A 24,104-nucleotide genomic window follows, 5' to 3' on the forward strand; every position below is an offset into this window, starting at 1 on the left:
ATGTATAATGTATAATGTATAATGTATAATGTATAATGTATAATGTATAATGTATAATGTATAATGTATAATGTATAATGTATAATGTATAATGTATAATGTATAATGTGATCATTAAACACTATTTTCTGCATCAATAGGAACGGACTTTAGTCCGTTCACTTTATAAATCAGCCAATCTGGCTTTAGTCAAAACCTAAAAATAAAATTTTTTCAAAAAAAAACATCTACGCAAAATGACAGCGTAATACTACGATTACTTTGCATCAGAAATCAGAGAGGAAGATATAGATTCCCAAATGTTTAACAAAAAAACAGTAATCATGAAATTTAATTTTTTAAGAAAAGAGACTAAAGTAGTCATGAACTACGAAGGTGAAAAAGCATATATGATGACACCTGCTGAAGAATTATATAGTGCTGTTGTTACAACAGGACTGTCCAATACAACCTATGAGAAAGGAAATGACAGGTTGAAAAGAATCCAATCTCTGATTAAAAAAAATGATCCGGAATTCGTAGCGAAATTAGCGGTCTATGCAAGAAGAGATATGTACCTGCGTTCCATACCATTGGTTTTGACGACTGAACTGGCAAAGCAGACTTCAGGTACGGATTTAGTAAGCCGGACAGTAGAGGGCATTGTTCAAAGAGCGGATGAAATCACAGAACTGTTGGCTTACTACCAACTTGCGAATGAAAGAACAGAAACAAAAAAACTGAATAAATTATCAAAACAGATTCAGAAAGGGTTGGCAAACTCATTCAACAAATTTGATGAGTATCAGTTCGCAAAATACAATAGAAAAGCTGAGATCACATTGAAAGACGCGTTGTTCCTGGTTCACCCAAAAGCTAAAGATGAAAATCAACAGGCTGTTTTCAATAAGATTGTAAATGGTACTCTGGAAACTCCTTATACTTGGGAAGCTGAACTTTCTGTCTTAGGTCAGAAGAAATTCATTAATGACGAAGAAAGAAAAGTGGCCTTCAAAAACAAATGGGAAGAATTGATCTTCAGTAATAAGCTGGGCTATATGGCAACCTTGCGAAATCTGAGAAATATTTTAGAAGCAGAAGTATCATCCGCAGCAATGGATAAAGTATGCTGCTACCTGGCCGATGAAAAAGCGGTTCGCAACTCAAAACAGCTCCCATTCAGATTCCTGGCAGCTTATAGAGAATTAAAAAGGACCGGTTCTCCATACCTGTCCTCTCTTTTGGAAGCACTTGAAAATGCAGTAATGATAAGTGCAAAGAATATTAAAGGCTTTGGCTTTGATACTTCGGTGGTCATTGCAGCGGATGTTTCAGGTTCAATGCAGAAACCGGTGTCTAATAAAAGTAAAGTTTTATTGTATGATATTGGGTTGCTGATGTCTATGATCTTACAGTCTCAGTATAACAATGTGGTAACAGGTATATTCGGTGACCGTTGGGTGCGTGTTCCGATGCCAAAAAACAGCATTTTAAGAAATGTTGACGAATTCTATAAGCGTGAAGGAGAAGTAGGTTATTCTACGAATGGTTACCTGGTCATCGAAGATCTGATCAAAAGAAATGAAAAAGTGGATAAAATAATGCTGTTCACTGATACCCAAATGTGGGACAGCAATGGTTTTAAAAACTCTTTTGAAGACTCTTGGAACAGGTACAAAGCTATGGCTCCCAATGCGAAACTGTATATTTTTGATTTGGCAGGTTATGGCAGACAGCCTCTGGATGTCAGAAAAAATGATGTATATCTTATTGCGGGTTGGTCAGATAAAATTTTCGATGTGCTGAATGCTTTGGAAGATCAAAAATCTGCAGTAGAAATGATAAAAAAGGTAGTGCTGTAAAAGGCACTGCTTTAAATAAAAGATAATAAATAAAAAACAACTGCGTAAAAAGAATGCGCAGAAGCTGCATAAATTTGTAACAAGAAATTAATAACCATGAAATTATTATAAAAAATAGTAAAGGAGCAAGTGCCGTAAAGCAGGGTTACTTCGTTGGGGTAACAAAGGTACAGGTTCAAGCCCTGTTCTGTGGAAGCAGATGGTGTAAAGATAGCACTTTGTTAATACATCTCTGTTTGAATCATTGCCTTGCTCAAATTATATCAAGTGTCGTTTTAGGATCATACTTCGGATTTTAATCATCGGGTCGCAGGTTCGAATCCTGCCTTCTCCCCCGAAAAGGAGAGGTAGCTCAGAAGGTAGAGCAAATGCACGACAGATCCTAAGAATATTACCTTGATTATTCTCAAAAAAGAACAATGACTATAAAAAATGTATACTCAAGTCAAGTGTCGTTTTGGAATCGGGACACGGGTTCAAATCCCGTCTCTTTCACAAAATTACGATGTGTAGTAGGAAGAGTAGCTCAGAGTTAGAGCACGACATCACTTTTTGCTTATTGCCTTGTTTTTATAAAAAGAAAAGCTGGAAGCTGTGAGGCCCCTTTGTATCATAATTTTCTACAATGTCCGTCTTTGCACTTCCAGCCTTATTGTAATAATGATTATATAAGTGTCGTTAGGAAAAATTTCATCGTTACGCAATTATGGGAGGAATAGCGAAATCGGTAACTCCGGTAAGGCTATCCGGTTCGATTCCGGCTAACGTACAGCCCGCTTTTTCCTTATCATTACCTTATAAAAATGCCGGTAGATTATTTACCGGCATTTTTCATTGTATTTTCGAGATCTTCCTCAAACATCATTCTCCATTTTGAGAGCGTGGTTCTGCTTATTTTATATTTTTTAGACATATAGCTGGTAGAATACCCGTGCTTCTTTTGATACTGAAGAAGCTTTAGCATTGTCTTTTTATCGTATGTTTTTAGCTTTTGGTTTTCTCTGGACTGTTGAAATAATTTTTCATTGAACTTCAGAACATCTTCAGACGTGTTAAGTTTTTCAAGAAGTTCTTTGATTTTAGGATCTTGTAACTTCTCAGGATGTTCCAGTTTAAGCATGTCATGGTAAATCTTTTTGTAATTCGGGCGCATTCTGTATCTGTTTATCCGTTAGTAGTATCAACCTTTTGAAGCCATCGGTGAAGTGTGCTTTTAGGAATGGAATATTCTTTAATAACATCAGTTGGGGTCATTTCTCCGGAAAGAATTCTTTTCATGATAAATTCTTTAATCTCCTGAGTATAAATATTTTTTCTGAAATAAGGAATTTTATCAGATTTCTGCTGGTTTTTATTTACTGCTGAAGGAGGAGCATATAATATTAAATGAGAACTGTACAGTCTGAAAAAATCATACTCTAATAGTTTGCTCCATCGTAGAAGAATATCTGCCTCCAGTGATTTTTTTTCGTACATCTTTTCAACAGACTCTTCATCCTTTCCCAAAAACTTGCATATTCTCTCAATAGGTATTTCATTTTCATCAACTCTCTCTTTAATAAACTTTCCTATATGGATCTCTTTATATAACATTTTTATTGAATATTATCTTGATTAAACTTATGCATTGAAAAAAATAGGTAGTATATATTAAAATAGAACCGAGTGGATTGGCTTGAATTTGAAGTCAACAGAATATTGGAGTATCATACTCCAAAAGATGTTCAAGATGAGTTAATATCTTAAAAGAATGGAGGCACTGCCACTTTAATTGATCTTAGAATATATTCCTTATTTTCATTTGGTTGATCAACTCTCTTCTCTTTCAAACCTCTTTTTTCTACCATTTGTGTAAATAATATATAACCTATTAAAGTTTCTTCATGCAATCTATCTGTTTAAGTAGTTATTTACCAGGGACTATGTGTTTTTTAGTAACGAAAACTTTACGTAAATATTCCCCATCAATGGTAAATAAATTGCTTAATTGTTTTCAAATTTAAACAAAAATTGGAAGTAAGCAGAATAAGAAGTGTAAAAAAGTTTATTTATAGTAAAATTTTAATTAAAATTAACATATTGTATAACAGTAATGTGAATTTTTTAAAAAGATCGGAAGAAAGATAAAGTAAAACAATTGTATACTATTGTACAAGTACATACCTTTGCCAATCAATGAAAAATACCATAAGTTTATTCGATTTTTCGAAGAAAATAAATTATAAAAATGAATTGCTGGCAGGCTTTACCGTAGCCATGACCATGATTCCGGAATCTCTTTCATTTGCTATTCTGGCGGGTCTTTCTCCACTTACAGGTCTGTATGCAGCTTTTATAATGGGACTGGTGACCGCTGTTTTAGGGGGACGTCCCGGAATGGTGTCAGGAGGAGCCGGAGCTACCATTGTTGTTTTGATTGCATTGATCCAATCTCATGGGATAGAATATCTTTTTGCAACCGTAGTATTGGCAGGGATATTTCAGATGTTGGTAGGTATCTTTAAGCTGGGAAAATTTGTCAGGCTCATTCCACAACCCGTTATGTACGGATTTCTGAACGGGTTGGCTATTATTATCTTTATGGCACAGGTTGAGCAGTTTAAAATTACAGGGACTAATGGAGCTGTCAGCTGGCTTCAGGGACTTCCTTTATATAGTATGGGAGGATTGACTGCCTTAACGATTGCCATAGTATATTTTTTTCCAAAGGTCACAAAAGTTGTGCCCGCTTCTTTGGTAGCTATTATAGTAGTTTTTGCAGTGGTTCTTGGCTTTAATATTCCGACAAAAACTGTGGCTGATATTGCACACATAAGTGGAAGTCTTCCCAGTTTTCATATTCCACAAATTCCTTTCTCTTTAGAAACTTTACAGATTATTTTTCCTTATGCCCTTATTATGGCCGGAGTAGGGCTGATAGAATCACTGCTGACATTGTCTATGGTAGATGAAATTACAAATTCAAAAGGAAATGCTAACAAAGAATCTGTTGCGCAGGGTCTTGCCAATATGACCAATGGCTTTTTTGGTGGAATGGGAGGCTGTGCAATGGTGGCGCAAACACTGGTGAATCTTAATGCAGGATCAAGAGCCAGATTATCAGGGATTATTGCCTCTGTGATGATTCTGATGATCATTCTGTTTGGAGCTCCTGTTATTGAGAAAATTCCTATGGCTGCATTGGTGGGAGTGATGATGATGGTTGCCATAAGTACTTTTCAGTGGGTTTCTATCAGAATTATTAATAAAATGCCGAAATCGGATATTGTGGTAGGAATTACCGTGGCTCTGATAACCGTCATCCTGCATAATCTAGCACTGGCAGTTTTGGTGGGAGTTATTATTTCAGCCCTGGTTTTTGCCTGGGATAATGCTAAAAGAATACGGGCAAAGAAATATACAGATGAAAACGGAATAAAACACTATGAAATATACGGTCCATTATTTTTTGGTTCTGCCACGGCGTTTGCAGATAAATTTGATCCAATGAATGATCCTGATGAGGTGATCATAGATTTCAAAGAAAGCAGGGTTGTAGATATGAGCGCTCTTGATGCTCTTGATAAGCTGTCAAAACGATATAAACAGGAAAATAAGACCTTATATCTTCGCCATCTGAGTGAAGACTGCCGTAAAATGCTGAAAAATGCCGAAGCAGTGATTGAGGTTAATATTCAGGAAGACCCAACATATAAAGTAATGCCTGAATAGTGAATTTTGCTTCGCAAGTGAATGGTGAATAGGCGCAGGTGAAAATTGACAAACACAGCGATTGACCATTCACTATTCTCACAAATAATTAAACAAGGACCATAAAATAGAATTATGGTCCTTGGTTTTTGCTTTGATTTCGTTCCTTAAATCATAAAATATCTTAAAACAGGGAACTAAAGTAATGCATTTATGATAAATATTTTATCTTTGGAAATAAGTAGAAAACCAAACACTTGTTGATGATTAATAAAATTTAAATCTTTTTCAAAAAAGCTAAATAAAACTTTTAACTAAAACATATTGAAAACAGATATCGACATTCATAACCACTGTCATTTTTCCTTTGACCTGTGGCTCACATTAATCAAATCTCATCCTGAATTTAAAACAAAAAGAGTTGAGCTCTTCTCCTCGTTTTTTAATGTCAGCAAACCCATAGAGGATGTTGCCAAAACTGTAAAATATTACGATGATCTTTGTAATACAATTAATGAAGTAACAGGAGGGAATATCGATACCTTTGAAATCTATCTAATGATCTTGGGAGCATTGGATGTTGATGTAAAGCTTTTAAATAAAGAAAAACTGAACGAATTTTATCTTAAAAGTGAAGAGCTTTTTTTAGAATACAAACCGGTAATTATTTTTGAAAATATCCATGATTTTTTTGACGATATCAAAAATCAGGGTAAAACTATTAATATTCTAAGCAACACCGGATTTATCAAAGGGAAAACGATGAGAAAATTTCTGATTCATGAAAATCTGGATCAGTATATAGATTTTCATATCTACTCCGATGAGATAAACTTTTCTAAGCCGAACCCACTTGTTTTTCAGGAAGTGAAAAACAAGATTAACGATCAGGATATTCCGATGCATCAGATTCTGCATATTGGAGACAATCCTGTAGCAGATTACAAAGGAGCGAAAGACTTCGGTTTCAGTGCACATTTACTTAAACACTAAAATAAACATGAGTACAAGATACAGCTTACACCACATTCATTCCGCAGATGAGTTTACTTTCTCACCGGCAGAATACAGCTATTTCAAATATGGCGATAAGTCGTATGCAGAAAAATTTGCAAAAGAATTATTTGATGGGTTTATCTCTCAGAATAAGGAGATTTTAGATACAGATAAAGAAATTGTGGTACTGCCAAGCCCCTATATGGCAATTCCTACCGCTTCCAATTTTTTATGTTTCTTCTTTAAAAAATACCTGGATTTTTATCTTTTTCAAAAAGGAAAAAAATCAAGTGTTTTGTCTAAGATCAACAGGAACCATACCTATATTACAGATTATGGGAATCTTAATTTTGAAGATCGTAAAAATCTGATTGCCAATGATACTTATTATATAGATAAAGATTTTTTAAGAGGAAAACTTTGTATTTTTATAGACGATATAAAAATTACAGGAAGCCATGAATATACAGTGAACAGAATTCTGAATGAATATAAGGTGGAAGCCGATTTTATATTCCTGTATTATGCTGAGCTGATGAATTTTGACCTTGATCCTAAGATTGAAAATTATTTCAATTACTATGCAGTACAAAATGTACAGCATATTGCAGAAGTGATGGGGAAATCAAGTTTTGAATTCAATACAAGGATTGTAAAATATATTTTAGGCCTTAATTCAAGTAATTTTGATTATCTTACGTCTAAAGTAAAAAAAGAACAGATGGACCTTCTTTTAGAGCTGGCCATCAGTAACAATTATCATTTAATAAAAGAATACGAAAATAACATCAATACTTTAACACAAACGGAACTATATTATGGCTATTAACTTACAAAAAGGACAAAGAGAAAATATTAACGCACCTAAATTTACTGTAGGTTTAGGATGGGATATCAATAATACTTCTACAGGAACAGCATTTGACCTTGACGCTTCATTATTTTTATTGGGCGAAGACAAAAAATTAGTGTCAGACAGTCACTTTATTTTTTATAACAACCTTGAATCTCCGGATAAATCAGTAATTCACACTGGAGATAACCTTACAGGAGAAGGTTCAGGTGATGATGAGCAGATTAAAATCGATCTTACAAAAATTGATCCTGCGATTCAGGAGATTACAGTAGTAGTCACTATTCACGATGCTGATACCAGAAAGCAGAACTTTGGACAGGTAAGAAATTCTTTCATTAGAATTTTCAATACAGATACGAATGAAGAGATCTTAAAATATGAATTGGATGAAGATTTCTCAATCGAAACCGCTGTAGAATTCGGAAGAATCTACAACAGAAACGGAGAATGGAAATTTGAGGCTGTAGGAGCAGGACAAAGAGACGGCCTTGAGAAGTTTGTATCAATTTATCAGAAATAAGTATGGATAATCAGGAAAATCAACCCATAGATCCGCTAGGATCAATTGAACCTCTTAAAACATTTGAGCCTACGCCAATGACTCCACCAAGTCAGCCTGTTCAAAATGCAGCACCGGCAGTTCTTGTAGACAGGGAAGGAAATGTAAGCCTTAGTCAGTTACAGCCGGAGGAACGTCAGAAGTATGAACTTCTTGCCAACTCCATTGACGAAGCTAATCCGGGATCTATTGTGAATTTTGGAGCAGAGCTTCAGAAAACATTATCGAACCAGAGTGACAGTTTCTTAGGAAATGTAAGAAGATCAAACTCCGGAGAAGTAGGGGTACTTATCAATGATCTTTTGGTAGAGCTTAATTATGTAGACGTAGAAGAGCTTAACGGAAATAAAGTAAAGAGTTTCCTTAGCAAACTGCCTTTCATGAAAAAGATCATGACTCAGGTGGAAAACTTATTTACGAAATACGATAAGATCATCAACAATATTGAACAGATCTCTTATAAAGTAAATGCGGGGATTATTACTTCTACAAAAGATAATGCTGTTTTGCAGACTATTTTTGAAAGCAATGTAAACTCTATTAAGCAAATTGAAGAGCTGGTAATTGCAGGAAATGTAAGAATGGAAAGAGCTGCAGGAGAACTAGCCTTGATGGAAGCGAGCCCTGAAAGCTATCAGGACTATCAGATTGCAGATAAAAGAGATTTTATTGCCAGATTAGACAGAAGAATGGCTGATCTTAAGGTAGTACGTGTCATCATGATGCAGTCGCTGCCACAGATTAGATTAGTACAGAATAATAATGTTTCTATTGCTGAAAAAGCACAAACAATTCTTACCACTACACTTCCGGTATGGAAAAATCAGCTTTCTCTGGCTGTTGCCATGTACAGACAGCAGCAGAATATTGAAATTCAGCAGAAAGTATCTTCCACTACTGAGGCTATCTTAAAAAAGAATGCAGAACGTCTTGGTCAGAATTCAGTGAATGTAGCCAGAGCCAATGAACAGACAATTGTATCTGTAGAAACATTGAGAGAAACAACTTCAATGCTTATCAATACACTGAATGAAGTGAAACAGATCCAGAAGCAAGGTGCTGATAACCGAAGAAAACTGGATCAGGATCTTCAGACATTGGAGCATGAATTAAAAGCTAATGTCAGAGGTTAATTAACAGGGTACCAAGGTGGGGGATGATGCAGCAACCATATTGTCGCAAAGCAAAAGAAGGTTAACAAAGCTTAAACTTCTGGCTAATTTTTTTGAACATATTGACATAATATCCATTTACATCAAAACAGATATTATCCACAATCTGTTCCAGGAGAATACTGCTTTGGATTATAGCAAGCTGGAACTTTTTCACCTTCAATATACCGACAGCCTTATAGAATTGCTCACCAAGATCAAAAGACAGAAGGAAAATGATATGCTGACTGTCATTAATGAAATTGGTATTAATAAAAAATATATTTCAGGTTTTGAAGAAAGAAGAGTAGACAGTTTTCAGACGGACAGGAAAATGTACAGTGGTGTATTTTCTCAACATTTGAAAACACTGTATAAAGATCTTACAGAAGATGTTTTTACAGCCAATTGGGATAATGTACTGTATTTCCACAAGAAATATGCTCAGGAGTTTTACAGGACCGAAGCAGACGAATCTCTGCTCAAGGCCGATTCTTTTCCTGGTTATAAGTACCTGGACTATTCTATTGAAAGAAAACTTTTGGGAAGGCTTAATATACAGGGATTTAAAGTCCGTTTTGTTTGTGGTTACCTTATGGGAATTCATGAGTATGAACTTTTTAAGATCTTTCAGTCTGATGATTATTTTATTTTCAGTGTAGACGAGAAGAAACTTTATCTTTTTGATAAAAAACTGGATCAGCTCGATATTTCTGAAAATCAGTCGAATCAGGGAACTATTATAGATCAGCTGAAAAGGAAAAATGAATACCTGGAAAATACTATGAACGAAAGAAAACGCAGTATACCCACAGAGGTGGAAAGTGTTTTGAAAGACTATTTAAAAAACCTGGAAAATATAGATATTATGAGCAAAATATTTGATTTCGATGAAGAAACAAATATCCTGCGGGCAATGCTTAATTTGAATTTGAATAATAACTGATACGAAATTTGAAAAGTGAAAAAGCAAATCTGCTCTTTCACAAAAAAAGTAAATAACAACTAAACATACAAAGATGGCTATCAACTTACAAAAAGGTCAAAGAATAAACCTTAAAAAAGAAAACGGCGCTGAACTTTCCCAAGCTTGTGTAGGAATCAACTGGGGAGCAATTGAAAAAAAAGGCCTTTTTGGAACTAAAAAAGAAGCAGTAGACTTAGACGGAAGCTGTATTTTATATGATTCAAATAAAAATGTAACGGAAGTAATTTATTTCGGAAACCTGAAATCCAGAAACGGAGCTGTAAAACACAGTGGAGATGATCTTACAGGTGATATCAATGGCGATGACGGATTGGACAACGAAGTCATTACTGTAGATTTCAGCCAATTGGAACCCAATATCGAACATGTTGCAATGGTTTTAAATAGCTACCAAGGCCAGGATTTCGGAACAATTCCTTTTGCTTCTATCCGTATTTATGAGGGATCTCCTACCAACGTAAGAGAAGTTTTTGCTAAATATGATATTGCAAACGACGCTTCTTTCAAAGGACATGTGGCTATGGTAATGGGAGTATTCTATAAGAGAAACGGAGAATGGAAGTTCAATGCTATCGGAGACCCTACAGCAGATAGAAAACTGGAACAGACCATTCAGACTGTACAGCTGAATTACTTATAATCAATTATCAATCAACAGATAAATAAAATAGCAATATTTGTACCTTGTACACTTATTGCTTTTATCATATAATAACATATACAAGTGGAACATCAAAGTATTTTAGAACTGCACCCTGGCCTGGTCTGGGGATTTGCGATAACGGTTGTTATCATGCTGCTCCTGGATTTAGGAGTATTCAATAAAAAGAGTCACGAAGTCTCGTCCAAAGAAGCCACCATCTGGTCTATTGTGTGGATCTCACTTTCCATGATCTTTTCAGGAGTCGTGTATTGGGTTTTCAATACAGACGGAACACCGGAAAGCCATGGTATTGCCGTAGAGAAATTTACACAGTACCAAGCTGCCTACTGGATTGAAAAAGCCCTTTCTGTGGATAACTTATTCGTATTTATCCTTGTTTTCGGATTTTTTAAAGTTCCGAAATACCTTCATCATAAAGTACTGTTCTGGGGGATTATCGGTGCACTGATATTCAGAGCCATATTTATCTTTGCTGGAGTAGGACTTATTAACCTTACTTACCTTCCTGAAATGAACGTTTTCGGAAAACCTGTACAGATCAATGTAGTAATGGCCCTGTTCGGACTGTTTCTCGTGTATGCAGGGATTAAATCCTGGGGCGACGGAGCTGATGATGACGATGAAGATTACAGCAATACAGCTGGAGCAAGGCTGATCAAAAGCTTCTGGAAAGTTTCGGATAATTATGATGGTGACAAATTTTTCACCATTCAGAATGGGATCAAGATGGCAACACCTCTTTTAGTAGTGGTAGGAGTTATCGAATTTACAGACGTTCTTTTTGCCGTGGATTCTATTCCGGCGATCTTTGCGATCTCAAATGACCCTTTCATTCTTTATACATCAAATATCTTTGCTATTTTAGGGCTTAGATCATTATATTTCCTGCTGGCAAACTTTATTCACATGTTCAGCAAACTTCCATATGGTCTGGCCATTATCCTTTCATTTATTGGAGTTAAAATGCTTATTGCACCATGGATTCATATTCCATCTCCTGTTTCTTTAGGAATTGTAGGAGGAGTATTGGTGATCTCGGTTCTTTTATCCATTATATTCCCTGAAAAAGAAGTAGCGGAAAAAGAAAAATTAGAAGAAGAATAATCATCATTAAAATAAAAAGAAAGCCTCTGGAATTGTAATTCTGGAGGCTTTTTTGTTAATAAGTTTTTTTGTTGGAAAACACAATGATGCAAGAAATATAATCATAATTCCTGCTTTTAGGGCACAAGAAAATCAAAGATTTTCAGCAAGGATACTTATTAATTATTTACCTTATTCAGAATCATATTATTAGAGATATTTAAATTTTATCGGGGATAAAAATTCTTGCGTCTTTAATACATGGCATTAGTGAAAATTTTGCGCTTTTGCGTTTTCCAAAACTCTCAAAGGGAAAAATTTTAAAATAAAATAGACAGATCAGTCTGTTCGTTATTTTTTTTCATACATTTGTTTCATAAAAGAAAACAATATGAAATCTCCAAGAGAAAGAATAATAGAAACCACCTTTCAATTGTTTGCGGGACAAGGCTATAACTCTACCGGAATTAATCAGATTATTTCCGAAGCAGAAGTTGCCAGAGCCAGTTTCTATCAGTATTTTAAATCAAAAGAAGATTTGTGTGCGGAATTTCTGAAGGTAAGACATGAATATTGGTTCAATGAACTCCATAACTTTTTAACGAAAGAAAAAGAGTCAAAATATAAAATCATCAAAGCTTTTGATTTTTTAATCTATATGAATCAGAAGGAAAATTTCAGAGGATGCAGCTTTCTGAATATTTTATCAGAAATTCCAATGGATAATGTCAAAATACTCAGTGTAATCCAGTCGCATAAGGCTGACCTTAGAAACTACTTTTTAGAATTATTGGCGGATGATATGCTTTCAGACCATATTTATATGCTTTTTGAGAGCAGTATCATCGAAAGTCAGCTTTTCAAGTCTGATGAATTGATTGAGAAAACAAAAAGAATAGTTATCAATTTAATACCATAAACAATGGAACAGAAACATCCGCTTCCCCCTTTCACTTTTGAAACGGCATTGGAAAAAATTCAAATGGCAGAAGATGCCTGGAACAGTCAGGATCCTGAAAAAGTATCAAAAGCATATACTATAGACAGTGAGTGGAGAAATAGGGATACCTTTATCAATGGCAGAGAAGAGATTGTTGTATTTCTTCGTAAGAAATGGGAAAAAGAACTCCATTATACGCTCAAGAAAGAATACTGGGCGCATACTGATAACCGTATTGCGGTTCGTTTCGAATATGAATATCAAACAAAAGACGGCAACTGGTTCCGAGCGTACGGAAATGAAAACTGGGAATTTGATGAAAACGGACTCATGCAGAAAAGATATGCAAGCATCAATGATCTGGCTATCAAAGAAGAAGATCGAAAGTTTAAATAAAGTAAAAGACTGTTGTTGAGACAGTTTTTTGTTTTATAGACAAAAGAAAATCTCTACTCATATTGCCATGAATATAATGGATATCAACAAATTTTATCGAAGATAAATCTTTGTGCCCTAAAAGTATAACGTTTGTCAGAAAATTTAGCGGCCTTACGTTTCCAAAATTATAATTCATCTTTTATTTCCCATGCAGCAGCTTATTAATTTTCCTCCTCGTCTGTACAGAAACTTTATAAGCTTCATCACGCAGTTTTTGTATTTTTCCTACAGGCTGAAAAATAGTTTTGCTTTCAAAAGGATTGAATGAAAGGAGTTCATTCGTGCAGGTTTGTGCGTTAAGCAAAGCATCTTTATTGATCTTCAGTTCACCAATTTTAATATAAGGTGAGTTTTTCCATTCCACATTCAGCTTATTGATAGGCTGATCTTTTAAATCATAGCAGAACTGGATCAAAACATCAGCTGTGAAGTCATGAGTCTGAAAATAAGTTTTTAAGGTGTCTTTTATTTTTTGATTCTTACCCATATTCTTATCTACAGATTTTGGGCTTAATTTTATTTTGATCATATAATCTCCAAGACGGTAGGCTCCTACTGAGTGATAATCAAAAGACAAAATAAAATCATTTTTCTTGCGCAGAAGCTTTACCATATTCTTTAAGAAAGAACCCGATAAAACTGCAGGGATTATTTTAACTGCCTGACCAAGTATAGGAAATAGACCACTCCATTTTTTCATATACGATCTGTTGATAGCAGTAAATAGCTTTAAAAAAGTAGAAATAGAATTAACAGGAAATAATGGAAAATTGACCAATGGATAATTGGCGAGAAGACCTCCGTTCTCATCTTTAATCTGTACTGCCATTCCGTAAGCAGGAATATCTTTTTTAGCATTATTAATGGTGAGCTGAGCATTGGAAAACCTGATGATAAGATCAAATTTCTCTTTATCAAAAAAAGCATGCAGCGATTCAGAAATATTGGGATTAACCCATAATGTTCCTTCCGCTACAGCATAGGTTTTTGCATGAGCATTTCTTGTAGCATAATTGACATCACTGATAGAAGAGGATTGCTCAACAAAATCTGCAATCGATTTTTTGTTGATCTCCAGAAGCTTCTTTTCCTCTTCATTGAGTTCATCAAATTTCTTATTATATTTTAGTGGCTTTGGCATTTAGTTTTTAAATTCAATTATAACGCCAAGTTTTGGAAATTGTGTTAACTGAGTATTACAAATGTTTGAATTTTACTGAGATAACGGGACGAAGAGAATATATTGAATGGTATAAAGTAACTGGATCAGGATACATACTTTTAAGTAATTGATTAATAATACTTCCTGTTTCTGATTCCCAACTTCCGGCAACAAATCTTATCTTTGTAAAAAATTAAAGTATGGGAGTAGCAGATTTGTTATTTAAACGCAAAAAAGAATTAGCAGAAAAAAACCTTAACGACGGTAAGGAATATATGGTAGAGTACGGTAAAAGAGAAAGTGTTGTACAATTGCCAAGCGGTTTGCAGTATGAAATTATTACTGAAGGGGATGGTGCAAAGCCAGGACCTAAATCTACTGTAAAATGCCATTATCATGGAACTACGATTTCAGGTAAAGTTTTTGACAGCTCTGTAAAAAGAGGTACTCCTGCATCTTTCCCTTTAAACAGAGTAATTTCAGGATGGACTGAAGCTCTTCAGCTTATGGCTGTAGGAAGTAAGTGGAGATTGATTATCCCTCCGCATTTAGCCTATGGAGATCAGGAAATCAGCAAAGAAATAGGACCAAACAGTACGCTTGTGTTTGAAGTTGAATTGCTGGATATCAAATAATCCTTCTTAAAAATAGATTAAAAAAATTACCTGAATTCAGGTAATTTTTTTTATTTGTGCTATATTCGTATAAATGAATCATCATAGAAACAGATGACAGCTTCACAACTGTTAATCATGATTATGATTGTTCAGTTACTGCACAAATTTATAAATGAATGAAAAATCTATTCTACCTTTTGGCTATTTTTAGCTTATTGATATCTTGTGTTTCCAGGAAAAATCAAGCTATTCAGCAGAATATACTGACCCTTAAAGACAGCTACTGTAAGGCACCATTTAAATACGACTTTATTAATAAACTTCCGTCGTATAATTCTGATTCCATTCTGACGGCTAATAAAGAGCTTAAAAATGTACTTTCTGAGCAAAGTATTCTGATTCTGAATGCCCTGAATAATTTGGATGAGGTGTATAAGATTATAGCACTCAAAAAAGACTCTTCTATTGCTTCTCAACTTAAAGTTTTACAGCTAAAAGGAAAAATCAACAACAAAATTGCTATTTCATTAACAGAATTAGATGCCGTAGCAGCAGAGTTTGACTGTGAAGGAGAAAGGGTAGAGCAAATTGAGAATTATGTGAATGATCTTAATAATTCCAGAAATAACAAGATGATTTTGTATTCTATTATAACAGGGGCCGCTGCTTCCATAGCAGGGGGTATTATAAAAAGTGATGGATGGAGCAATGCAATTGATATTGGTGGTGGAGCTTTAGGAGCGGGTTTTGGACTGGCAACACTTAATCCGAAAGGTAAAAAAGTGGAATTTATCCATAAGAGAAATCTGCTGAGAGATATATGGAGAGGAAAACTGGAATCGTCAAATTTCCCACCTTTCATCTGGTATATGTACACGGAAAGAAGGTTTTCAAGCATGGAAACAAAATCTATTATCGCCAATATAAAAGAGATATGGCTCAATTACCAGTTCGACGGTAATAAAGAAGCTGCAGACCAGTCGGTGATTTTCAGTGACGGAGGTATATACAGAGCTGATGATCTTCACAGCCGTGCATCGATGCTCAACCAGATGCAGTCTGCTACCCGAAAGATCAATCAAAATATAAGTTATCTTCTGTTAGATTTGGATCGTCTTATCCTCTAAGAAAAAAATAATTGTAATAAAATTTGTTACAGTTAAAAAAAGTCGTATCTTTGCCATGTAATTATAATGAACAATACAAGATTTGCTACGGCAGTACATATCATGACCCTATTGGCGAAAAGTCCTCAGGAGTGGCTCACTTCTGAATGGATTGCGGGTAGTATCAATGTAAATCCGGTTATTGTCCGAAAGGAGATGAGTGTACTAAGAGAAGCAGGCCTTATCATGAGCAGACAGGGAAAAGAAGGAGGGAGCCAGCTGGCAAAGAATGCGGAGCTGATTAGCATTTCTGAAGTGTACAAAGCGGTAAAAAATACAGAAGTATTAGGTAAAAAAAATCAGAATCCCAATCCCGCATGTAGTGTCGGAAAAGAAATCAATGTTCATTTAAATACATTATTTGAAGAAACAGATCAATTGGTAGTTAGCTTTTTAGGGGATAAATCATTGAAAGAATTCGCTGATCAGTTCAGATAAAATTTTTTTAACTATAAATGTAACAAATTTTATTACAATTTAATTTAAAATATAACATTATGAAAAAAGTAGCAGTAATAGGTGCAACAGGATTTGTAGGAGCACGCGTAGTAACAGAATTAACTGAAAGAGGATATGCTGTAGAAGCTTTAGTAAGGGACGCATCGAAGGTAAAAACACAAGAGAATGTAACGGCAAAAAGCGTTGACGTAAACAATGTAGATGAATTGGCAGAAGCCTTAAAAGGAAGTGACGCTGTAATTAGTGCTTTCAATGCCGGGTGGACGAATCCAAACCTTTACAATGATTTTTTAAATGGTTCCGTAAACATTGAAAAAGCAGTAGGACAGGCTGGAGTAAAAAGACTTATCGTAGTGGGGGGAGCAGGAAGCCTATACACACCAGACCATGTACAGATTGTAGATACCCCTGATTTCCCGGAAGCATACAAACCGGGAGCAACGGCAGCAAGAGATTATCTGAACAAGATCAAAGAAAATAATACATTGGACTGGACTTTCTTCAGCCCGGCAGTAGAAATGAATCAGGCTAATGTAGGAGCAAGAACTGCACAGTACAGAACATCATTGGAAACTCCGGTATTTGACGAAAACGGAAGAAGTCGCCTTTCTGTTGAAGATGTAGCCGTAGTTTTAGTAGATGAATTGGAACAGAATAATCACATCCGTGAACGTTTTACTGCAGCTTACTAATTATAAAAAATAACAAAAATGTTTAAAAAGAAATTATTATCCTTGGCAGTAATGCTTGGTTTCGTAAGTCTTGTGTGGGCCGGGAACCTTAAAATAAAAGTGTATAATCCCGGATCTAAAGCGATTTTTCCCATTACCTCAACAATCATTTATGGAGATAAAGATGCGATGCTTGTTGATGCTCAGTTTCAGAAGCAATATGCGGAACAATTGGTGAAAGAAATAAAAGCGACAGGCAAAAACCTGAAAACCGTTTATATCTCACACAGTGACCCCGATTTTTATTTTGGATTGGATGTGATCAGAAAAGCCTTTCCCAATGCTAGAATTATTTCAACAGCTCAGACTGCTTATTTGATATCCGCTTCAAAAGATGATAAAATGGCTGTCTGGAAACCACAGATGAAAGGAGATGCTCCCTCAGAAATTATAATTCCGGAAGCCGTTACTGCAATTCCTGATCTTGAAGGAAATAAAATGGAGATCAGACAGAATTCTGAAGACCCTGCCCATAGTTTTCTTTGGATACCGTCTTTAAAAACAGTGGTTGGAGGGATTTCAGTTTCTACGGGCTCACATCTTTGGATGGCTGATACTCAGAATGTAAAAGCTATTGATCAGTGGATTGCACAGATTGATGCTATGAAAGCTTTACAACCTCAGCAGGTGATTCCTTCCCATTTTTCAGAACAGTCTCTATCTCCTCAGTCTCTGGATTTTGTTAAAGGTTATCTTGAAAACTATAAAAAATCAGTTACAGAAAATAAAACAAGTTCTGCCATAGTAGATTTTATGGTGAAAAAATATACAGGACTTCCGGGAAAAGAAGAATTGGAAATGGGCGTAAAGGTTTTTACGGGAGAAATGGGCTGGGATTTAAAATCACCCTATCCGGCAATTGGAAATAAGGTGGAGGTAGATTTTGGAACAACAAAATTCATTCTGGATTTTAAAGATAACAAAACCATGTCATTCGTTGGAACAGCCGGACCTTCGAAAGATGCCAAAGATACGGTGCAGTATACTGCAGTGGAAGTGGCTAAGAATATCTTTATGGTATATTGGCATGAACCACACCTGGGTTTCAATGTAACCCATATTCAGGATTATAATAAAGGTATAATATATTCAAATATTGCAGGACCTGATGGTACATTTACCCATCCGAAGGGGACTCTGAAGATTTTAAAATAAAAAAAATCTGCCTATTGATTCTATCTTTTAGCACCTTTAAGATGAAGATATAAACAATAAAACCTAGTATGAAATAAATATCAATTTCATAGCTCACAAAGTTTTAATTGAATATAACAAGAAAAAGGCTGTCCCATCGGACAGCCTTTATTTTTATAGATTCATAAACAGCTTCGGATTAACCGGAGTATTGTTTTTGTGTACTTCATAGTGAAGATGAGGTCCTGTAGAACGGCCGGAATTTCCGGATTTAGCAATTACCTGGCCTACTTTTACCTTATCATTTACTTTTGAAACAAGCTGTGATAAATGTCCGTATAGAGTAGCTAATCCATTTCCGTGAGAAACAATAACGCAGTTTCCGTAGCCTCCTTTCTGCCCAGAGAAAATGATGGTTCCTGCAGCGGCAGCTCTTACATCAGAACCATAGGCCACCGCAATATCTAATCCTTTATGAAACTGCATCTGATCAGCTTCAGCAGGCGGGTTATTTTTTTCAGCAGTTGCGATGGTCTTAGAAGAAGAAGCGGTTCCGGCAACAGCTTTTGCAGCTGTGGGAGCTGGAGTTGCAGCAGCAACTGGAGCGGCTTTTGGAGTTACCATTACCTTGATCTCTCTTTTAATACCATAACTGTCTGTCACTTCAATAATTTTTTCTACAGGTTCAGCTTTTACTTCCGGCTTTGGAGCTGCCGCCACTACAGGCTTAGACTCTGTTGCAGCATTTGTTTTTACAGAAGCATAAACGGTTTTATAGGGAATAGGATTTTTTCTAATTCCAAAGTTAGATGAAATATATCCGTCAGTAGGCATTCCCAGGGGAACCTGCATCAGTTTTTTCTGCAGATCCATTAAATACTGACTATATCGGTTGGCCTGTTTGGCGAGATAAACAGAATTTGAAATGCTGTCCTGGCTGAGAACCATTAGTTTTTCGTTGGAAATGTCTTTAGATTTCAGGAAAGAATTGAGCTGTGAAACAGTCTGATCTACAAGATTAAGATCTGTTTTCATTTTCAAATAATCTACACTGTCCCTTTCAGTGTTTATTTTTACAAGGTTGACTTCGTAGTTTTTGTCATCCTTTTCTGAGAATAACTTGGCAATACATATCCCTTGTGCAAAAACTACTAGTAAAAGCCCTCCGAGGAGAATGTTTACGTTCTTCTTGCTGTTTAGAAAATTTTTCATATTTCCTCTCTTAGTAAGTTTAAAACGGTTTGAAGCTGCAAATTTAATTAAAATTAATCTTTATGACTTATTTTTAATTAAAACTCATGATTTTCTGTATTTAACGTTTAATTAGATATTTAATTGTGTTGAAGTGTTAATTTTTTCAGAAAACGGCTTTTATCATTGTTTCAAAAGCGTTGTTACGTCTATGTTTTAATATCTTTGCATTTCACATTCCAATTATGGCTAAAAAGAAAATAATGTCAGAATCTTCTCATCCAAAAAAGAATAAAAAGGATATTTCTGTAGGAGTAGTAGGAAGCGGAAGTTTTGCAACCGCTATCGTAAAAATGCTTGTTGAAAACTGTAAAGTTGTACACTGGTGTGTAAGAAGTGAGTTTGTAAAAGGAGCTATTGAGCTTCGTGGACATAACCCCACCTATCTTACAGCAGCTCATTTTAACCTTAAAAGTTTAAAACTAACCACGGACATCAATGAATTGGTTTCTGCCTGTGATGTTATTGTTTTGGCAACGCCATCCATTTACCTGTCTGATACATTAGAAAAAATGACATGTGAATATTCAGAAAAAATCTTTATATCGGCTATTAAAGGGATTATTCCTAAAGTAAATGATGTGGTAGCGCATTATCTGCGTGATGAATTTAAAATAGGTTTCAGAAATCAGGCGGTTATTGCAGGACCATGTCATGCAGAAGAAGTCGCAATGGAAAGACTTTCTTATCTTACGATTGCCACTGTAGAAGATGAAACTTCTGAAAAATTAAAAGAAATTTTCAGTTCAGATTTTATTAAGGTTCAAACCAGTAAAGATATTTTAGGAAATGAATACAGTGCTATTCTTAAAAATATTTTTGCCATTGGGGCCGGTATAGCAAGTGGGTTGGGATATGGAGATAACTTTACAGCTGTTTTTGTATCCAACGCGATCCGTGAAATGGAAACCTTCCTGGAAGCCATTTATGAAGCACCAAGAGATGTGAATGAAAGTGCCTATCTGGGAGATCTTTTGGTAACCGCCTATTCACTCTTTTCAAGAAACAGAAACTTAGGAAACCTTATCGGGAAAGGATATACCGTAAAATCGGCAATACAGTCGATGAATATGGTGGCAGAAGGATATTACGCTGCAGATTCCATCTATAAAACAGCAAAGCAGAAAAAACTTAAATTACCAATTATTGATACGGTGTACGCCATTCTTTATGAAGGTAAAAATGCTGAAAAGCAGTTCAAAAAACTGACAGCGAAACTGAATTAAAAAAAGAAGGTTGCATAAACCTTGTTTTAATATATTTGAATCCAAGCTTCCCAGCTTGGTTTTTTTTATGGGTTTATTTCTGTGATGATCAAAGGTATTCGCTGAGACCGGGAACTGTATTTTTGAGTTTTTACCTATTTGAGTTGTTGCTATTATCAATCATTTCAATGAAAACATATCGAAATTTTCCATGATTTTTTGTTGTATACTAAAGAAGTCTGTTTCCATTAAAAATTAACGTGTTAAAATCGTTTCTCTTTTTAAAACTTTTCCCGAAATTTGAAGTAAATTTAAAAATATGCCACAATCGCTTACAAGCAGAACACCGAAGCCTAAATATGACGTTGTACTGATAGGCGGCGGAATTATGAGTGCTACTTTAGCAACGCTGCTTCATGAATTTGATCCCAATCTTGAAATTGCGATCTTCGAAAGGCTAGGAAGATTTGCCAAAGAAAGTACAGCAGCATGGAACAATGCCGGAACAGGGCACTCCGCTTTTTGTGAGCTAAATTATACTCCCGAAAAACCGGATGGCAGCATTGATATAACAAAAGCAGAAAGTATTGCTGAACAGTTTGAAATTTCAAAACAGTTCTGGTCTTATCTGATTACCAAAGGATATATCAAAGAGCCTAAAGAGTTCATCAATTCATGCCCACACATGAGCTTGGTATTTGGTGAAAAAGATGCTGAATATCTTAAAAAACGTCATGATAAAATGGTTGACTCTGTTCTTTTTTCCGGAATGGAATTTTCTTCCGATCATGAGAAGCTGCGAGAATGGATTCCTCTGGTCATGAGCAAAAGAAACCAATCTGAAATAATGGCAGCCACGAAAATGGATATGGGGACGGATGTCAACTTTGGAACGTTAACCCGAAAAATGGGAAGACACCTGCTTGAAGATTCTAATGTAGAGGTCTTCTTATACCATGAAGTGAAAGATATTGATCCAAGAGAAGACGGTAAATGGGAAATGAAGGTAAAAGACAGAATTCATAGCCACAAACAGGAGGTTGTTGCTGATTTTGTATTTATCGGAGCCGGAGGATATGCACTTCAGTTATTAGACAGCTCAGATATCAAGGAAAGTGAGGGCTATGGAGGTTTCCCTGTTTCCGGACAGTGGCTGGTAAGCCATAATCAGGAGCTGGTGGAAAAACATCAGGCTAAAGTGTATACACAGGCAACAGTGGATGCTCCACCTATGTCTGTTCCGCACCTTGACCTTAGAATTATAGATGGCCAGAAAGCGCTTCTTTTTGGACCTTTCGCAGGATTTTCAACAAAGTTCCTGAAAGAAGGAAGTTATCTTGATCTCCCAGAAAGTGTTAATACCAAAAATTTAAAATCATTATTTGGTGCCTGGTGGCATAATATCCCGTTGACAAAATACCTTATTCAGCAGGTAGCCATGACAAAGTCTCAGAGAATGCAGCATTTGAGAGAATTTGTAAAAGATGCCAAAGAAGAAGACTGGGAACTGAAAGTGGCAGGACAGAGAGTTCAGGTTATTAAAAAAGACGAAAAAGAAGGAGGTAAACTTGAATTCGGAACTGAAGTGGTTGTAAACGAGAGTGGTACTATTGCTTCTTTGTTAGGAGCTTCACCGGGAGCCTCCACAGCGGTATATGCTATGCTGAATGTTCTTGAAAAATGCTTCCCGGAAAAACTTCAGGGCGAATGGAAAGATAAATTGCTTGAAATGGTGCCTTCTTACGGGAAGAAATTGGCAGAACATCCGGAACTTACCCAAGAGGTAAGAAATTATACAAAAGAAAAATTAGAATTAGAATACTAACATCAGTAGTGAGCAATGAGTAGTAAGCAATACAAGCAGAATTACTCATTGCTTATTATTTATTACTTATAAAAAAGGTGGAAGAAGTAGTTGTAAAGCCGCTCATAGCAAAAGAACTCCTGGAGTCTCTTCAGACAAAAATAGAAGAGGAGAAACAGGTGATTATACACTGTTGCTTCCCGGCATCACCATTCTTAGGAAATCTGATAAGAATCTGGCATTCCACTTATCTTTTTGATAATCAGTCTGAGCATAGAAGCAAGATGATTCATGCCGAAAACATCTCAATTTCCCCTTATTGGACATCGGTTCCTTTCATGAAAGACTTTTGGTTTACCTTGATATTCTCCGGGCTTCCGAAAGATTGTAAAAGTTTTGATTTAAAAGAAGTGATTCCTGAAGAAGGAGGTTTCTTTGTGGAATCCATTAAGAGAAATTCTTCAGATGTCTACCGTGTAAAAATATCAGAATCCTGATTGGTATGAAAATAAGAGAAGAAAAGCTGGAACAGATTATTCAGTGGGCTGAAAACAATCCCGATATCCGGGCTGTTCTTCTGACCAGCTCATTGGTGAATCCCTATGCTCCCGTAGATGATTTGAGTGATCTTGATGTAGAACTGGTTTTTGAAAGCCGGAAAGACTATGAAGCCGAAAATAGCTGGCTTCAGCTTTTTGGAGACCCCATTTCTATGATTGAGGAAGATGATACCGTTTTTGAGGGAAAACATGCCATGAAAATGGTTTTGTACAGAGACCATGTAAAAGTTGATTTTAAGCTGTACCAGGTGTCTGAATTTATGCAGGAAGTACAAAAAGAAACGCTTCCTGAAGATTGGGACGTAGGGTATAAAGTACTGATTGATAAAGATGGCCTGACAAAAGATCTGAAACCTCCCACTTATCAGTCTATCATGATTCATAAGCCTGATGAAAAAGAATTTAAGCAGCTGATGAATGATTTTTGGTGGGATACCACCTATGTGGCAAAATGTCTGAAGCGGGGTGATATTTTTTATGCTAAATTCATGTCTGAAAATATCCTGAGAGCAGAATATTTGGTTAGTCTGGTTGAATGGCATATTGGTAACGGACATAACTGGGATAACATAACTGCGAATAAGCATGGCAGGCTTTTTAAAAAATACCTGTCTGAAGATTTGTGGAGTAGAGTGGAAGCTACATTTTCCGGAAGTTCTATCGAAGAAAACTGGACTGCTTTATTTGCTTTCGCTGATCTTGTTCATGAATTGGGCACTGCTTTAGCTCAAGAACTGAGCTTTACGTACCCTTCTCAACTTGAAAGTGATATCCGAACTTATCTTTTCGAAGTAAAATCAATGCCGTGA

At 35.7% G+C, this 24,104-nt stretch carries 24 protein-coding genes; 20 read left to right on the forward strand and 4 right to left on the reverse strand.

What is annotated here, in order from left to right; translation table 11 throughout:
• The first annotated feature begins 323 nt into the window (after nucleotides 1-323).
• Nucleotides 324-1,841, forward strand: coding sequence for a TROVE domain-containing protein (locus MP477_RS17620; RefSeq protein ID WP_257191417.1), 1,518 nt, complete (start codon nucleotides 324-326; stop codon nucleotides 1,839-1,841).
• Nucleotides 1,842-2,655: 814 nt separating this feature from the next.
• Here MP477_RS17620 and MP477_RS17625 read toward each other — a convergent pair.
• On the reverse strand, nucleotides 2,656-2,994 hold the full coding sequence (locus MP477_RS17625; protein WP_230038585.1) for a helix-turn-helix domain-containing protein: 339 nt from the start codon (nucleotides 2,992-2,994) through the stop codon (nucleotides 2,656-2,658).
• Between the two features lie 11 nt (nucleotides 2,995-3,005).
• Nucleotides 3,006-3,434, reverse strand: a complete 429-nt coding sequence (locus tag MP477_RS17630; RefSeq protein ID WP_230038587.1) for a transposase — start codon at nucleotides 3,432-3,434, stop codon at nucleotides 3,006-3,008.
• Nucleotides 3,435-4,016: 582 nt separating this feature from the next.
• Between MP477_RS17630 and MP477_RS17635 the strand changes: the two genes are divergently transcribed.
• From MP477_RS17635 to MP477_RS17680, 10 genes are all read left to right on the forward strand, one after another.
• Nucleotides 4,017-5,552 carry a SulP family inorganic anion transporter gene (locus tag MP477_RS17635; RefSeq protein ID WP_257191418.1) on the forward strand — a complete coding sequence of 512 codons (1,536 nt, stop codon included), beginning with the start codon at nucleotides 4,017-4,019 and terminating at the stop codon, nucleotides 5,550-5,552.
• 303 nt (nucleotides 5,553-5,855) lie between these two features.
• Entirely contained in the window at nucleotides 5,856-6,524 is a 669-nt protein-coding gene (locus MP477_RS17640) for an HAD family hydrolase (RefSeq protein ID WP_230038592.1), read from the forward strand.
• Nucleotides 6,525-6,531: 7 nt separating this feature from the next.
• Nucleotides 6,532-7,356 carry a phosphoribosyltransferase family protein gene (locus tag MP477_RS17645; RefSeq protein WP_257191419.1) on the forward strand — a complete coding sequence of 275 codons (825 nt, stop codon included), beginning with the start codon at nucleotides 6,532-6,534 and terminating at the stop codon, nucleotides 7,354-7,356.
• Nucleotides 7,346-7,903, forward strand: coding sequence for a TerD family protein (locus tag MP477_RS17650; protein ID WP_257191420.1), 558 nt, complete (start codon nucleotides 7,346-7,348; stop codon nucleotides 7,901-7,903). Before MP477_RS17645 ends, MP477_RS17650 begins: the two co-directional genes overlap by 11 nt.
• A 2-nt stretch (nucleotides 7,904-7,905) precedes the next feature.
• Nucleotides 7,906-9,075, forward strand: a complete 1,170-nt coding sequence (locus MP477_RS17655; protein WP_257191421.1) for a toxic anion resistance protein — start codon at nucleotides 7,906-7,908, stop codon at nucleotides 9,073-9,075.
• Nucleotides 9,076-9,091: 16 nt separating this feature from the next.
• On the forward strand, nucleotides 9,092-10,039 hold the full coding sequence (locus tag MP477_RS17660) for a hypothetical protein (RefSeq protein ID WP_257191422.1): 948 nt from the start codon (nucleotides 9,092-9,094) through the stop codon (nucleotides 10,037-10,039).
• A gap of 73 nt (nucleotides 10,040-10,112) precedes the next feature.
• On the forward strand, nucleotides 10,113-10,721 hold the full coding sequence (locus MP477_RS17665) for a TerD family protein (RefSeq protein ID WP_230038601.1): 609 nt from the start codon (nucleotides 10,113-10,115) through the stop codon (nucleotides 10,719-10,721).
• An 84-nt stretch (nucleotides 10,722-10,805) separates the two neighbouring features.
• Nucleotides 10,806-11,849, forward strand: a complete 1,044-nt coding sequence (locus tag MP477_RS17670) for a TerC/Alx family metal homeostasis membrane protein (RefSeq protein ID WP_257191423.1) — start codon at nucleotides 10,806-10,808, stop codon at nucleotides 11,847-11,849.
• A gap of 370 nt (nucleotides 11,850-12,219) precedes the next feature.
• The gene (locus MP477_RS17675; RefSeq protein WP_257191424.1) at nucleotides 12,220-12,747 is read left to right on the forward strand and encodes a TetR/AcrR family transcriptional regulator; all 528 of its coding nucleotides are present in this window, start codon (nucleotides 12,220-12,222) and stop codon (nucleotides 12,745-12,747) included.
• 3 nt (nucleotides 12,748-12,750) lie between these two features.
• A complete protein-coding gene (locus MP477_RS17680) occupies nucleotides 12,751-13,164 on the forward strand; it encodes a nuclear transport factor 2 family protein (protein WP_257191425.1) in 414 nt (137 codons plus the stop codon).
• A 181-nt stretch (nucleotides 13,165-13,345) separates the two neighbouring features.
• Here the strand turns inward: MP477_RS17680 and MP477_RS17685 are convergent, their stop codons facing one another.
• Nucleotides 13,346-14,347 (reverse strand): catalase, encoded by a 1,002-nt coding sequence (locus tag MP477_RS17685; RefSeq protein WP_257191426.1) that lies wholly within the window; start codon nucleotides 14,345-14,347, stop codon nucleotides 13,346-13,348.
• 221 nt (nucleotides 14,348-14,568) lie between these two features.
• Here MP477_RS17685 and MP477_RS17690 point away from each other — a divergent pair, with 221 nt between their 5' ends.
• From MP477_RS17690 to MP477_RS17710, 5 genes are all read left to right on the forward strand, one after another.
• Complete coding sequence (locus tag MP477_RS17690; RefSeq protein ID WP_230038608.1) at nucleotides 14,569-15,003, forward strand: FKBP-type peptidyl-prolyl cis-trans isomerase; 435 nt, start codon at nucleotides 14,569-14,571, stop codon at nucleotides 15,001-15,003.
• Between the two features lie 158 nt (nucleotides 15,004-15,161).
• Nucleotides 15,162-16,112: a hypothetical protein gene (locus tag MP477_RS17695; protein WP_257191427.1), complete on the forward strand. Its 951-nt coding sequence runs from the start codon at nucleotides 15,162-15,164 to the stop codon at nucleotides 16,110-16,112.
• A gap of 66 nt (nucleotides 16,113-16,178) precedes the next feature.
• The gene (locus tag MP477_RS17700) at nucleotides 16,179-16,589 is read left to right on the forward strand and encodes an Rrf2 family transcriptional regulator (protein WP_257191428.1); all 411 of its coding nucleotides are present in this window, start codon (nucleotides 16,179-16,181) and stop codon (nucleotides 16,587-16,589) included.
• A 59-nt stretch (nucleotides 16,590-16,648) separates the two neighbouring features.
• A complete protein-coding gene (locus MP477_RS17705; protein ID WP_257191429.1) occupies nucleotides 16,649-17,302 on the forward strand; it encodes an NAD(P)-dependent oxidoreductase in 654 nt (217 codons plus the stop codon).
• A gap of 18 nt (nucleotides 17,303-17,320) precedes the next feature.
• The gene (locus MP477_RS17710; protein ID WP_257191430.1) at nucleotides 17,321-18,496 is read left to right on the forward strand and encodes an MBL fold metallo-hydrolase; all 1,176 of its coding nucleotides are present in this window, start codon (nucleotides 17,321-17,323) and stop codon (nucleotides 18,494-18,496) included.
• 153 nt (nucleotides 18,497-18,649) lie between these two features.
• Here MP477_RS17710 and MP477_RS17715 read toward each other — a convergent pair whose 3' ends face one another.
• The gene (locus tag MP477_RS17715) at nucleotides 18,650-19,687 is read right to left on the reverse strand and encodes a M23 family metallopeptidase (protein ID WP_257191431.1); all 1,038 of its coding nucleotides are present in this window, start codon (nucleotides 19,685-19,687) and stop codon (nucleotides 18,650-18,652) included.
• Nucleotides 19,688-19,929: 242 nt separating this feature from the next.
• On the opposite strand from MP477_RS17715, the gene MP477_RS17720 reads away from it, so the two are divergent.
• From MP477_RS17720 to MP477_RS17735, 4 genes are all read left to right on the forward strand, one after another.
• The gene (locus tag MP477_RS17720; protein WP_230038620.1) at nucleotides 19,930-20,952 is read left to right on the forward strand and encodes an NAD(P)H-dependent glycerol-3-phosphate dehydrogenase; all 1,023 of its coding nucleotides are present in this window, start codon (nucleotides 19,930-19,932) and stop codon (nucleotides 20,950-20,952) included.
• A 298-nt stretch (nucleotides 20,953-21,250) separates the two neighbouring features.
• Complete coding sequence (gene mqo, locus MP477_RS17725; RefSeq protein WP_257191432.1) at nucleotides 21,251-22,756, forward strand: malate dehydrogenase (quinone); 1,506 nt, start codon at nucleotides 21,251-21,253, stop codon at nucleotides 22,754-22,756.
• 77 nt (nucleotides 22,757-22,833) lie between these two features.
• Nucleotides 22,834-23,232, forward strand: coding sequence for a hypothetical protein (locus tag MP477_RS17730; RefSeq protein WP_257191433.1), 399 nt, complete (start codon nucleotides 22,834-22,836; stop codon nucleotides 23,230-23,232).
• Between the two features lie 5 nt (nucleotides 23,233-23,237).
• Nucleotides 23,238-24,104: an AadS family aminoglycoside 6-adenylyltransferase gene (locus MP477_RS17735; RefSeq protein WP_257191434.1), complete on the forward strand. Its 867-nt coding sequence runs from the start codon at nucleotides 23,238-23,240 to the stop codon at nucleotides 24,102-24,104.

The organism is Chryseobacterium sp. WG23, from assembly GCF_024586575.1.
In the GTDB taxonomy this organism is placed as follows: Bacteria; Bacteroidota; Bacteroidia; order Flavobacteriales; family Weeksellaceae; genus Chryseobacterium.

What these genes read in the sequence shown, in the direction of transcription:
- MP477_RS17710 (WP_257191430.1), top strand. Translation starts at nt 17,321, where the DNA reads ATGTTTAAAAAGAAATTATTATCCTTGGCAGTAATGCTTGGTTTCGTA.
- MP477_RS17685 (WP_257191426.1), bottom strand. Translation starts at nt 14,347, where the DNA reads ATGCCAAAGCCACTAAAATATAATAAGAAATTTGATGAACTCAATGAA.
- MP477_RS17675 (WP_257191424.1), top strand. Translation starts at nt 12,220, where the DNA reads ATGAAATCTCCAAGAGAAAGAATAATAGAAACCACCTTTCAATTGTTT.
- MP477_RS17705 (WP_257191429.1), top strand. Translation starts at nt 16,649, where the DNA reads ATGAAAAAAGTAGCAGTAATAGGTGCAACAGGATTTGTAGGAGCACGC.
- MP477_RS17735 (WP_257191434.1), top strand. Translation starts at nt 23,238, where the DNA reads ATGAAAATAAGAGAAGAAAAGCTGGAACAGATTATTCAGTGGGCTGAA.
- MP477_RS17680 (WP_257191425.1), top strand. Translation starts at nt 12,751, where the DNA reads ATGGAACAGAAACATCCGCTTCCCCCTTTCACTTTTGAAACGGCATTG.
- MP477_RS17655 (WP_257191421.1), top strand. Translation starts at nt 7,906, where the DNA reads ATGGATAATCAGGAAAATCAACCCATAGATCCGCTAGGATCAATTGAA.
- MP477_RS17700 (WP_257191428.1), top strand. Translation starts at nt 16,179, where the DNA reads ATGAACAATACAAGATTTGCTACGGCAGTACATATCATGACCCTATTG.
- MP477_RS17720 (WP_230038620.1), top strand. Translation starts at nt 19,930, where the DNA reads ATGTCAGAATCTTCTCATCCAAAAAAGAATAAAAAGGATATTTCTGTA.
- mqo (WP_257191432.1), top strand. Translation starts at nt 21,251, where the DNA reads ATGCCACAATCGCTTACAAGCAGAACACCGAAGCCTAAATATGACGTT.
- MP477_RS17635 (WP_257191418.1), top strand. Translation starts at nt 4,017, where the DNA reads ATGAAAAATACCATAAGTTTATTCGATTTTTCGAAGAAAATAAATTAT.
- MP477_RS17650 (WP_257191420.1), top strand. Translation starts at nt 7,346, where the DNA reads ATGGCTATTAACTTACAAAAAGGACAAAGAGAAAATATTAACGCACCT.
- MP477_RS17645 (WP_257191419.1), top strand. Translation starts at nt 6,532, where the DNA reads ATGAGTACAAGATACAGCTTACACCACATTCATTCCGCAGATGAGTTT.
- MP477_RS17690 (WP_230038608.1), top strand. Translation starts at nt 14,569, where the DNA reads ATGGGAGTAGCAGATTTGTTATTTAAACGCAAAAAAGAATTAGCAGAA.
- MP477_RS17625 (WP_230038585.1), bottom strand. Translation starts at nt 2,994, where the DNA reads ATGCGCCCGAATTACAAAAAGATTTACCATGACATGCTTAAACTGGAA.
- MP477_RS17695 (WP_257191427.1), top strand. Translation starts at nt 15,162, where the DNA reads ATGAAAAATCTATTCTACCTTTTGGCTATTTTTAGCTTATTGATATCT.
- MP477_RS17630 (WP_230038587.1), bottom strand. Translation starts at nt 3,434, where the DNA reads ATGTTATATAAAGAGATCCATATAGGAAAGTTTATTAAAGAGAGAGTT.
- MP477_RS17715 (WP_257191431.1), bottom strand. Translation starts at nt 19,687, where the DNA reads ATGAAAAATTTTCTAAACAGCAAGAAGAACGTAAACATTCTCCTCGGA.
- MP477_RS17620 (WP_257191417.1), top strand. Translation starts at nt 324, where the DNA reads ATGAAATTTAATTTTTTAAGAAAAGAGACTAAAGTAGTCATGAACTAC.
- MP477_RS17665 (WP_230038601.1), top strand. Translation starts at nt 10,113, where the DNA reads ATGGCTATCAACTTACAAAAAGGTCAAAGAATAAACCTTAAAAAAGAA.